The sequence below is a fragment of the Pseudomonas tehranensis genome, from assembly GCF_014268615.1.
GTDB classification, from domain to species: Bacteria; Pseudomonadota; Gammaproteobacteria; order Pseudomonadales; family Pseudomonadaceae; genus Aquipseudomonas; species Aquipseudomonas tehranensis.
On sequence record NZ_JABWQV010000180.1, the window covers coordinates 1 to 10,237 of the forward strand.

General features: G+C 59.0%; 13 protein-coding genes. 6 read left to right on the forward strand and 7 right to left on the reverse strand.

Going from position 1 to position 10,237, the window contains the following annotated elements:
• Positions 1-121: 121 nt before the first annotated feature.
• Positions 122-247, reverse strand: coding sequence for a PA1414 family protein (locus HU811_RS27600; protein WP_256244290.1), 126 nt, complete (start codon positions 245-247; stop codon positions 122-124).
• 140 nt (positions 248-387) lie between these two features.
• The gene (gene ptrR, locus HU811_RS20325) at positions 388-1,281 is read right to left on the reverse strand and encodes a putrescine utilization regulator PtrR (RefSeq protein WP_186657758.1); all 894 of its coding nucleotides are present in this window, start codon (positions 1,279-1,281) and stop codon (positions 388-390) included.
• A 104-nt stretch (positions 1,282-1,385) separates the two neighbouring features.
• On the opposite strand from ptrR, the gene HU811_RS20330 reads away from it, so the two are divergent.
• Entirely contained in the window at positions 1,386-2,558 is a 1,173-nt protein-coding gene (locus tag HU811_RS20330; protein ID WP_186657760.1) for an MFS transporter, read from the forward strand.
• Here the strand turns inward: HU811_RS20330 and HU811_RS20335 are convergent, their stop codons facing one another.
• Together HU811_RS20335 and HU811_RS20340 are read right to left on the reverse strand one after the other, a co-directional pair.
• Positions 2,559-4,007: an NCS1 family nucleobase:cation symporter-1 gene (locus HU811_RS20335; RefSeq protein WP_092397445.1), complete on the reverse strand. Its 1,449-nt coding sequence runs from the start codon at positions 4,005-4,007 to the stop codon at positions 2,559-2,561.
• A gap of 419 nt (positions 4,008-4,426) precedes the next feature.
• Positions 4,427-5,263 carry a CvfB family protein gene (locus HU811_RS20340; protein ID WP_092397443.1) on the reverse strand — a complete coding sequence of 279 codons (837 nt, stop codon included), beginning with the start codon at positions 5,261-5,263 and terminating at the stop codon, positions 4,427-4,429.
• 351 nt (positions 5,264-5,614) lie between these two features.
• Between HU811_RS20340 and HU811_RS20345 the strand changes: the two genes are divergently transcribed.
• The 3 genes from HU811_RS20345 to HU811_RS20355 all read left to right on the forward strand — a co-directional run bounded on the left by HU811_RS20345 (position 5,615) and on the right by HU811_RS20355 (position 7,691).
• Positions 5,615-5,803, forward strand: a complete 189-nt coding sequence (locus tag HU811_RS20345) for a PFL_1563 family small protein (protein ID WP_025212437.1) — start codon at positions 5,615-5,617, stop codon at positions 5,801-5,803.
• A 195-nt stretch (positions 5,804-5,998) separates the two neighbouring features.
• A complete protein-coding gene (locus tag HU811_RS20350) occupies positions 5,999-6,715 on the forward strand; it encodes a TorF family putative porin (RefSeq protein WP_186657761.1) in 717 nt (238 codons plus the stop codon).
• Between the two features lie 109 nt (positions 6,716-6,824).
• Positions 6,825-7,691 (forward strand): DUF6279 family lipoprotein, encoded by an 867-nt coding sequence (locus HU811_RS20355; protein ID WP_186657763.1) that lies wholly within the window; start codon positions 6,825-6,827, stop codon positions 7,689-7,691.
• A gap of 139 nt (positions 7,692-7,830) precedes the next feature.
• On the opposite strand, the gene HU811_RS20360 is transcribed toward HU811_RS20355, so the two are convergent.
• Complete coding sequence (locus tag HU811_RS20360) at positions 7,831-8,223, reverse strand: transcriptional regulator (RefSeq protein ID WP_092397437.1); 393 nt, start codon at positions 8,221-8,223, stop codon at positions 7,831-7,833.
• Positions 8,224-8,410: 187 nt separating this feature from the next.
• Here HU811_RS20360 and HU811_RS20365 point away from each other — a divergent pair, with 187 nt between their 5' ends.
• Positions 8,411-9,142: a DUF899 domain-containing protein gene (locus tag HU811_RS20365; RefSeq protein WP_186657764.1), complete on the forward strand. Its 732-nt coding sequence runs from the start codon at positions 8,411-8,413 to the stop codon at positions 9,140-9,142.
• Positions 9,143-9,307: 165 nt separating this feature from the next.
• On the opposite strand, the gene HU811_RS20370 is transcribed toward HU811_RS20365, so the two are convergent.
• The gene (locus tag HU811_RS20370; protein WP_367616244.1) at positions 9,308-9,529 is read right to left on the reverse strand and encodes a helix-turn-helix transcriptional regulator; all 222 of its coding nucleotides are present in this window, start codon (positions 9,527-9,529) and stop codon (positions 9,308-9,310) included.
• A complete protein-coding gene (locus HU811_RS20375) occupies positions 9,529-9,801 on the reverse strand; it encodes a type II toxin-antitoxin system RelE/ParE family toxin (RefSeq protein ID WP_186657766.1) in 273 nt (90 codons plus the stop codon). Before HU811_RS20375 ends, HU811_RS20370 begins: the two co-directional genes overlap by 1 nt.
• 95 nt (positions 9,802-9,896) lie before the next feature.
• Between HU811_RS20375 and HU811_RS20380 the strand changes: the two genes are divergently transcribed.
• Positions 9,897-10,172 (forward strand): hypothetical protein, encoded by a 276-nt coding sequence (locus tag HU811_RS20380; protein ID WP_186657768.1) that lies wholly within the window; start codon positions 9,897-9,899, stop codon positions 10,170-10,172.
• The last annotated feature ends 65 nt before the right edge of the window (positions 10,173-10,237 follow it).

Below are 10,237 nucleotides of genomic sequence, written 5' to 3' on the forward strand. Positions count from 1 at the left end.
GCTATCGCGAGCAGGCTCGCTCCCACAGAGATTTTCCTTCAAAACAAAAAAAGATCGCAGTCTCAGACTGTTTCAACTGAAACAGTCTGAGACTGCGATCTCTCCAATATTCGCGGTGTCTTTACCGCCGGCGCGGCTGGCGGCGCTGCTCGTCATCGGTGCGGATAGGGATCGGTTGCATGGGCGGCTCGATCAGGCCGAGCGCGACACCCAAGTCGTGAAGCCAGTTCTGGATTTTCTCTTTCATCGTGGTGCCCCCTTCAGGGTGGTACGAGCGGCAAAATTCTGTGGCCCCTTCGCACTGATAATAGTCCGAAGTCCTACGCAATGCTCGTCACACATTGCAATGATCTGTTACTGAATTGATCCAAATCCACCTCCCGGAGTTCAAGCTGATCGCGTCGTCATCATGGGCGCCCGCGGCCAGGCCTGTTGCTGCAGTTCAATCCAGGCAGTGAGATTGGCCCCCACCATGCCTTTGCGCCACATCAGCCAGGTCGTGGCACTGGCAAATGGCTCGGCCAACGGATGCATCCTCACACGCTCGCGGCCCGGCAGGCTGGCGAGCATCGACTCGGACATCAGCGCCACCCCGGAACCGGCGATCACACAGGCCAGCATCCCTTGATAAGACTCAATTTCCATCGCCCGGCCCATGGCCGCATGGTCATGGGCAAACCAGGCTTCCAGCCGCATGCGGTAGGAACAGCCCTGGCGAAAGGTGAATACCGAGCGGCCCTGGACATCCAACGCACTGCGCACTGGCGGGTGATCGGCCTCGGTGATCAGCACCAGCCGCTCGTCGCACAACGGCACGCCATCCAACCCCGCCAGCTCCAATGGGCCGTCCACCAGTGCCGCGTCAAGGCGCCCGGTGAGCAAGCCTTCGAGCAGTTCACCGCTGGGCGCCGACTGCACCTGCAAGTTCACCGCCGGGTACGTGCGGTGATAACCAGCCAGCAGGTCCGGCAGATGAATCGCCGCCGTGCTGTACATCGTACCCAACACAAAATCCCCGGCCGGTTGCCCGCCCTGCACGGCAGCATGGGCTTCGTCGTGCAGGGCAAAAAGCTTGATCGCGTAGTCCAGCAGGACTTTTCCCGCTGGCGATAGCTGCAAACGCTGACGCTCGCGCAGGAAAAGATCCACGCCCAGTTGCTCCTCAAGCCGCTTGAGCCGGGTCGAGAGGTTCGACGGCACCCGGTGCAAACGCTCGGCAGCACGGGTAATGGAGCCTTCCTCGGCCACGGCCTGGAAAATCCGCAATTGGCTGAACTCCACGACGTTCTCCAAAAATGAACAAGTTACTCACTATTATTCATTTTTAATGAAAGTCAATCGGTCCTAGCCTGACGGTCATTCGCCTCAACGCCGGAGACCCCGACATGTCACCTCTGATTCGCCTGCTCGGCAGCTTTATCGCCCTGATGATGGCCATGGGCATTGGCCGCTTCGCCCTAACGCCGCAGTTACCTCATTTAATCGGCGAAGGTCAGATCGACTTGACCGCCGCCGGTCTGATTGCCGCCGCCAACTACCTGGGGTATTTCCTCGGAGCGCTGGACGCCATGTTCGCCCACCGCCCTGAGCAGGTGCGGCGGCGTTTGATCGGGGGCCTGTGGTTGTGCGTGTTGCTGACGCTGGCCTCGTTCTGGGCCTGGGGCTTCTGGCCCCACTTGGCGCTGCGCTTCGGCACCGGTGTGGCCAGTGCCTGGGTCATGGTGATGATCACCGCCCTGAGCCAACCGCTGGCCGCAGCGGCGGGACGGCCACGCCTCGGCGCCCTGGTGTTTGCCGGGCCGGGGTTGGGGATTTTCCTCACAGGTTTGCTCGCCCTGGGCTCGAACCTGCTGGGCCAGACGTCCGCCATTTTGTGGCTGGTGTATGCCGGCGTAGCATTGGCGATGTTGCTGGTCATCCTGCCGATCTTGCCAAAACCCACCGCCGCCGCGACCGTGGCTGTCCCGGTCACACTGTCGCCCAACCGCAGCATCGTCCGGCTCGGTGTGGTGTACGCCCTGTACGGCTTGGGTTACATCATTCCCGCCACCTTCCTGTCGCAGATGGCTTCGGCGCAGTTTCATGGGCAATGGCAGGCCGATCTGTTCTGGCCCTGCTTCGGCCTGGCCGCCGCCTTCGGCGTGGTGCTGGTGAGCTTGCGGCAGCCCAACCCGGCCACCACTGGCCGCTGGCTGATCGGTACGTTATGGCTGCAAGCCGCTGGCGTATTTGCCTGCCTGCTCGGCAGCGGGCCGGGGCTCGCGTTGGGGGTCATCCTGTGTGGCACGCCATTTCTGGCCTGCATGCAACTGGCCGTGCTGCGCTCCCGCGAACTGGCACCCCACAGCCTTCAACGCAACGCCGCACTGCTCACCGCGTTCTTTGCCGTCGGTCAGCTCAGCGGGCCGTTGCTGGCGGCGCTGAGCAGCCATTTCAGCGGTGGTTTGCATCCGGCGCTGATCGTTGCCGGCAGCGGTTTCGTGCTGGCGGGCGGACTCTTGCTGCGGCCCGCCGGTCGGGACGCAGCGAGCCCTTGCGCTCGGACCGCCCTGCGTTGATCAGGCTTGACCGGCCGGGCTCAACGATGGCTGCGGCGCCAACTCACGCCGCGCCAAGGCGAAGTACAACACCCCGCCCAGGAAGCAACCGGTGAACCAGGCAAAATTGGCCATCGCTTGCAGCATCGGCGTGAACGTAATCGCCACGCCCATCAACGTCGCCGGCACCAGCGCCTTGACCGCCGTCCAGTTGATGCCGCCACTGTAGTAATAACGCCCGCTTGGGCCGTCGTTGAACAACGCATCCACATCGATCTGCTGTTTTTTGATCAGGTAGTAATCCACCAGCAGAATCCCGAACAGCGGACCGATGAACGCTGCCAGCACGTCCAGGGTGTAGTGAATCACTTCGGGGTTGTTGAACAGATTCCACGGTGTGATGAAAATCGACGCCAGCGCCGCAATCATGCCGCCGGCACGCCAGCTGATCTTGCTGGGCGCAACGTTGGCGAAGTCGAACGCCGGGGATACAAAATTGGCGACAATATTGATGCCGATGGTGGCCGTCACAAAGGCAAAAGCCCCCAGTAACACCGCCACGTCGTTATCAATACGCGCCACGGTGGCGATCGGGTCGTGGAGCATTTCACCGAACACTGGCAAGGTCCCGGAGACAATCACCACGGTCACCAGGGAGAATGCCAGGAAATTCACCGGCAGCCCCCAGAAGTTGCCACGGCGCACGTCAGACATGCTCCGGCAGTAACGACTGAAATCGCCAAAATTCAGGGTCGGACCGGAGAAGTACGACACCACCAACGCGGTCGCTACGATCACCTGGCCAAACGCTTGCCAGCCGGACAACGACTTCTCCGCCAAGGTGAAATTGATGTTGCTCCAGCCGGCTTTCCATACGATCCAGCCGGCCAACAGAAACATCACGGCGTACACCACCGGTCCGGCCCAGTCGATAAAACGGCGAATCGACTCCATACCGGCCCAGAACACGAGCGCCTGAACGAACCACAAGCTGAGGAAACCGAACCAGCCCAAGTAGGACAAACCAGCAAATTGCGGCGTGGCGTAGGCTTCCATCGAAGGAAAAAACCGCAACACCACGATAATCAGCGCACTGGAGGCCAAGTACGTCTGAATTCCATACCAGGCCACCGCGATCAAGCCGCGGATCACCGCAGGAATATTCGCACCGAATACCCCAAACGCCAGGCGACAGATCACCGGATACGGCACCGCCGCTTGCTGGCTCGGCTTGGCGACCAGGTTGGCGATCAACTGCACGATGCAGATGCCGCAGAGCAACGCAATCAACACCTGCCAACTCGCCAGCCCCAACGCGAACAGGCTGGCCGCGAACACATAACCGCCGACGCTGTGCACATCACTCATCCAAAACGCGAAAATGTTGTACCAGTTCCATTTCTGCGGCAGCGGGCCCAGGTCTTCGTTATAGAGACGAGGGCTGTAGCCGTTAGGCAATTGCTCAGACATTGCGGGGCTCCTTTTGAGTACCGCCGTGCCCCCGCATCGCCCTGCTCACCATACTGCGCACGGGAGCCGGCATGGTTTGTATACGGGTTGCTACGCAGAATGCGTGCCATAGGTTGGAAATGTGAGACAAACTGCGGTGTGTGGCGGGGAGAAACGCCGCGCAGGAACAGGCATGCGCCCACGAACAGGGCGTGGGTGCATGCTAAAGGTGCAGGATTTTGTATACAGACGAAAGGCAGACACAGTTCCTGTGGTGAGGGGATTTATCCCCGCTGGGCTGCGAAGCAGTCCTAAAGCCTGATGCCTCCGTGTGTCAGGCAGAACGATTCGCTATCTTGGGGCTGCTTCGCAGCCCAACGGGGATAAATCCCCTCGCCACAGGAAATCCTTTTGCCACAGATTCCGTTGTTTGCTGAAGATCAGCTCAACTCAATCCGATCAGCATGAATAACAATCTGCCCATTCTTGTACAGCGCGCCAATGGCTTTCTTGAAGTTGCCCTTGCTCACGCCGAACAGGCTGCTGATCAGCACCGGGTCGCTCTTGTCGCTGACCGCCAGCGTGCCGTTATTTTCGCGCAACTTGGCGAGGATCTTGGCGTTCAGGCTCGTCGCGGCCTCCTGCCCCACCGGTTGCAAGCTCAAGCTGATCTTGCCGTCCGGGCGGATTTCCTTGATGAAGCCTTTTTCCTGCTTGCCGGCGCGCATGAACTTGAAGATTTCGTTTTTGTGAATCAGGCCCCAGTGCTTGTTATTGATGATTGCCTTGAAGCCCATGTCGGTGGCTTCGGCGACCAGCAAATCGACTTCCTGCCCCGGCGTGTAGTTGGCCGGGGTCTTGTCCAGATAACGGTCCAGGCGCGCCGTGGCGGTGATGCGGCGGGTGTGCTTGTCGAGGTAGACGTGCACCACGCAATATTCGCCGGCGGTCATCTGACGTTTTTCTTCGGAGTACGGCAGCAGCAAGTCCTTGGGCAGGCCCCAGTCCAGGAACACGCCGATGCTGTTGACTTCAACCACTTTCAGGCTGGCAAATTCACCGACCTGAACCTTGGGTTTTTCCGTGGTAGCGATCAGTTTGTCGTCGCTGTCCAGATAAATAAAAACATTGAGCCAGTCTTCATCTTCGCTGGGAATATCCTTGGGGATATAACGGTTAGGCAGCAGAATTTCGCCGTCTGCCCCGCCATCCAGATATAAACCGAAGTGAGTGTGTTTAACCACTTGCAAACTGTTGTAGCGCCCGACTAAAGCCATTTCCAATACCCTCATTGCGTGGGCGGCATTCTACCCGGTTTTGCGGTGTGTTTCGTGGCCTCTGGCGCGCGCGACCGGGAAGACCTTGCGCAACCATTGATTTCTCTGGGTTTTCGTCGCACAGGCGGCCATTCGTCAGGCGGACGCTGCCCCGCGAGACCGCTTCGCCCATCCACCTTGAAGTTATTTATCCCAGAGGGTTGCTATTTAAAACAGCGACTTAGGGCAATAATGGCGGCATAAACAAGGCATTATTCCAACGCCTCGCAAGATAATTGAGGGAGATATTTGCCAAGCAATTGTCAAGTATTTCCTGTACGATGCCTGGCCCAATTAATTATTTACAGGTTAATGGCCGTCATGCGCGTAAAAGCCTCCAACAGCAAATCAAAGCCAGCTCCAGCCGTTGAAACCAGCGAGTCGATCAACGACCAAATCGCTGCGTTCCTTAAGTCCGGCGGTGAAATCCAGCAAATTGCCAAAGGGGTCAGCGGCCAGACATTCGGCCCGTCCAAGCAGATCAGTCTGGGCAAGAAGTAATCATCGCGTCACCTGGTCCCAAAGCGCTTTGAGCTTCGAAGCGCTTGGACTGGAACCTCCCCCGCCTACCTTCATCCTGCAAAAATCGACGAACGGCCCTCGCTGCCGATCATTCGCCGGTATGCTTGCACCTCTCTAGCTCAAGCGTTTCAGCTTAGTTACCGTTCCTGCTCCTCGCTATTGATGGAGTGAAGCATGCGCATTCCTGGTGTTCTGCTGGCGATCAGCCTGCTGATATGTCCCCTTGCTCAGGGGCAGGTGTTCCAGCGCGAACTCGGCGACTTCGACCTCAAACTCGGCACCACGCCCAGCCGCAGTATGGCCCAGGGGCTGGTCACACCGTCGAGCACCGGCTCGTTTCATGGCGGCCTGGACCTCAGCCACGACAGCGGCTGGTACGTGGGCCAATGGTCGCCCAGCGTTGGCTTGAGCCCTTCGAGCAAACTTGAGGTCGATTCCTACATGGGTTTCAAACAGCCCTTCGACCAGACCCTGGGTTACGAAATCGGCCTGATCCACTACAGCTACCCTACCCTCGACACGCTCGACAGCCAGGAGTTCTTCGGCGGCCTGACCATGCTGGGCAGCCGTTTCGGCGCTGCCTTCAGCAACGACCCGGACAAACAGAACAGCACCCTGTTTGCCGATCTGGGCGGCAACGTGCCGTTTGGCATTGGCGTCAGCGCCAAGTACACCACCCACCAGTACAATTCACCCGTCTCGGTGGAGGACGGTTATGTAGGCAGTTTCAGCGATTGGTCGTTGAAAATTTCCCGCCCTTGGAAGGGTATTGACCTGGACCTGATCTACAGCGATTCAAGCTTGAGCGGCAGCCGTTGCTCGGCGTACTCCGGCCACAACAGTGAATGCGACGGCCTGCTGACCCTCAAGATGGCACACCCTTTTTACTAACCCTTTTTACTAAGCGTTACTTATTCGATCGGCTGAACTGCCGCGCACCTGCCATGCTCAAACAAGACAGTTACGCCTTTGCAACCCATGCCTTCGCAAGGACTCGCTCATGTCGCGCTGGTTCACCCGTCTCGCCCTGTTCATGGCCCTGCTGCTCACCGTCACCGCCTGCAGCCGCGTGGGCCTGGCCTACCGCAATCTCGACCTGATCATCCCCTGGACGCTCAACGACTATCTGGACATCAATGGCGAGCAAAAGGACTGGTTCAACGACCGTCTCAATGAACACTTGAACTGGCATTGCACCACACAACTGCCCGGCTACCTTGACTGGCTGGACCGCTTGAAGAACATGGTGCAGACCAATCAGGTGACCGACCAGGCCCTGCAGCAGCGTGCCCGTGAGGCCAAAGCCGCCATCGCCGAAACCGCCCGGGAAATCACGCCATCGGCCATCGAGCTTTTACAGGGGTTGAACGACGATCAGGTCGCGGACATGGACGCCGCGTTCGTCAAAGACCAGCGCAAACGCCAGCAGCAATACCTCAAGCCGACGTTGCAACAGCAGATCCAGGAGCGCAGCGAACGCATGGAGAAACGCCTGAACGACTGGCTCGGCCCGCTCAGCGAAACTCAGCGCCAACGCGTGCAGGCCTGGTCTCGCGCCTTGGGCGATCAGAACCAGCAATGGATCGCCAACCGCGCTCATTGGCAAAACCAGTTCAGCGAAGCCGTGGCCCAACGCCACCGCCCCGATTTCCCCAAGCGCATCGAGCAACTGCTGGTCGACCGCGAAAGCCTATGGACCCCCGCCTACCGCCAAGCCTTCGACAAAACCGAAGCCCAGGCCCGCAGCCTGCTGGTGGACGTAATGGCCGACAGCACCGCGACGCAACGAGAACACTTGCTGAGGAAGATCGACCGGGTGAAAAAGGATTTCAGTGATTTGAAGTGCCTGAAAGCGGCACGCACCTAAAACCACCTAAAAGCCAATGTGGAGGGAAAACAGATGTGGGAGCGGGCTTGCTCGCGAAAGCGATATGCCAGTTAACAGTTATGTCGACTGATACGCCGCTTTCGCGAGCAAGCCCGCTCCCACAGATCTGTGTTCGGCTCTAGGCAATCTGCGCCTTCGAAGCCACCTCATCAAAAGTAAACTCATCCAGCGCATCGTCCTGCTCATCCAGCACCTGGCGCGGATGATCATTGCCCGGGATGCTGCTGTCGATCAGGCTCAGCAACCGCGAGCCACGAGGCGTCAGCACAAAGTTTTCGCCATTACCGCCCTCTTCCTCCGGCCGAGGCTCGATATAGCCACGCTCCAGCAGCAACTTTTCGTACTCCCCGGCGACCGCTTTCAGATGATCGAGGTTCTCGATCTCCTCGCCTGCAGCCGCTTTCTCAGCCGCATACCGCTCCGCATAAGGCCGAGGGGTAAAGCTGTGGCCGGCACCGTTCTGCACTTCGTGCAACAACAGTTCGATCAAGTCCCAGTTATAAGTCGTCATCTTGGTCCATCCTCCAAAGAGTGAGATGCCTACTTAAAGTGTGACCCAGGCGATACGCCGCCGTTCAGCCGGGCTTACCGGTGGGCTATTTCACAAGCCGACCAACGGCCTGTCGAATTCACCCAGGGCCAAACGACCACTGACAGAAGTGCCGAATCAGCGGCTCTGCCACGCAGGAGAATTCACCATGAACGTAGAAAATCATGCCGTCGTCTCGCGGGAAGAATGGCTCGCCGCCCGTCGTCAGCACCTGATCCACGAAAAAGCCTTCACCCGCGAACGCGACAAACTCAGCGCCGAACGCCGCGCCCTGCCCTGGGTAAAAATCGAAAAACCCTACCGCTTCCAAGGCCCCCACGGCGAACTGAGCCTGGCCGACCTGTTCGGCGGCCGCAGCCAACTGATCATCTACCACTTCATGTTCGGCCCCGGTTGGACAGAAGGCTGCGATGGCTGCTCGTTCCTGTCCGACCACATCGACGGCGCCAACCAACACCTGGCCCACCACGACGTCGCCGTGGTCGCCGTCTCCCGCGCCCCGTTCGCCGAATTCCAGCCGTTCAAACGCCGCATGGGTTGGACCTTCGACTGGGTCTCGTCCAACGGCTGCGACTTCAACTACGACTTCGGCGTCAGCTTCAAAGCCGAAGACACCGCCAGCGGAAAAGCCACCTACAACTACGAAAAAACCGACACCACCGAAGGCGAACTCCCAGGCCTGAGCGTCTTCTATCGCAACGAAGCCGGCGACATCTTCCACACCTACTCCACCTACGCCCGCGGCCTGGACATTCTGGTCGGCACCTACAACTACCTCGACCTCACGCCCAAGGGCCGCAATGAAGACGAAATCATGGACTGGGTGCGGCATCACGATAAATACGACGAGGCCAAGCCATACAGCTGCTGCCACGGCTGATGCGCCAACCCGCACAAGTCGAGCGAGATCCCCGTGGCGAGGGAGCTTGCTCCCCCTCGACTGCGCAGTCGCCTTCTACGCCTACCGGCGTAAATAGCGGAGTAATGAAAGGATGGGCAACTGAGGGACGCCTGTTTTCCAGACGAGAACCGGACCAGACTACGATTAAAAAGACAGGCCGATCTCGATTGGTCTGTCTCGAGTCCCACGCCCGGCGACGTCGAAGGATGATTCAGGCGAAACGCGGCTAGCGCCCTTCAAGACACGGCTCAGTGTCGAGGGCGCTACACCGAGCTTTTCCGCCAACTCACGACCGCTGATACCGTTCGGTTCCAGATAAACCTCGGTAATGAACTCCCCAGTCTGGGGAGGGTTGTGCATGTGCATCAGTGATAATCCTCGTAGTCCAGGACGTAAGCGTTTCCGTCGCGAAACTCGAACGTCAGCTGCCAGTTGCCGTTCACCATGACTGACCAGCGTCCACGCATTTCGCGTTTTAGCGGGTGAAGGCGCAAGCCAGGAATATCCATGTCATCAATCGTCATGGCTGTATTCAAAGCCACTAGCTGCATTCGTAGCCGCTTGGCGTGAGCGGGCTGCACGCCTGCCGTACTGCCCGTTTCGAAGAGCTTACGTAGCCCTTCGTGTTGAAGATACATTGCCAGCCGCACCTCACGACACTCAGCCAATGAACTTTCCCCCCTCGCGTGGCCTCAACCCCTTACCAGCCCAACAAGGAATACGAGGCCCTGCCATGAAAGCTCTCTTGAAACTGACCCTAGCCGCTTCCCTCGCCTGCGCCCTCCCCGCCTGGGCCACCTGCACCCCCGAGGAAGCCACCGCCAAGCGGGAACAACTGGCCCAGGAGGTGACCAAGCTCACCGAACAGAACCCGGCCAAGGCCAAGGAAATCAATGACGAACTGCAGGCCATGGACCTGGAGACCGCCAGCAAGGATGTGCCGGATAAGTGCCAGTTGATTGATGAGCGTCTTCAAGAGCTCAAAAATGCGGAGAAGAAAGCCGGGTGATGCCTGAACGCTACTCCCGCTGGACTGCGTAGCAGCCTGTAGGAGCTGACGAGTGCAACGAGGCT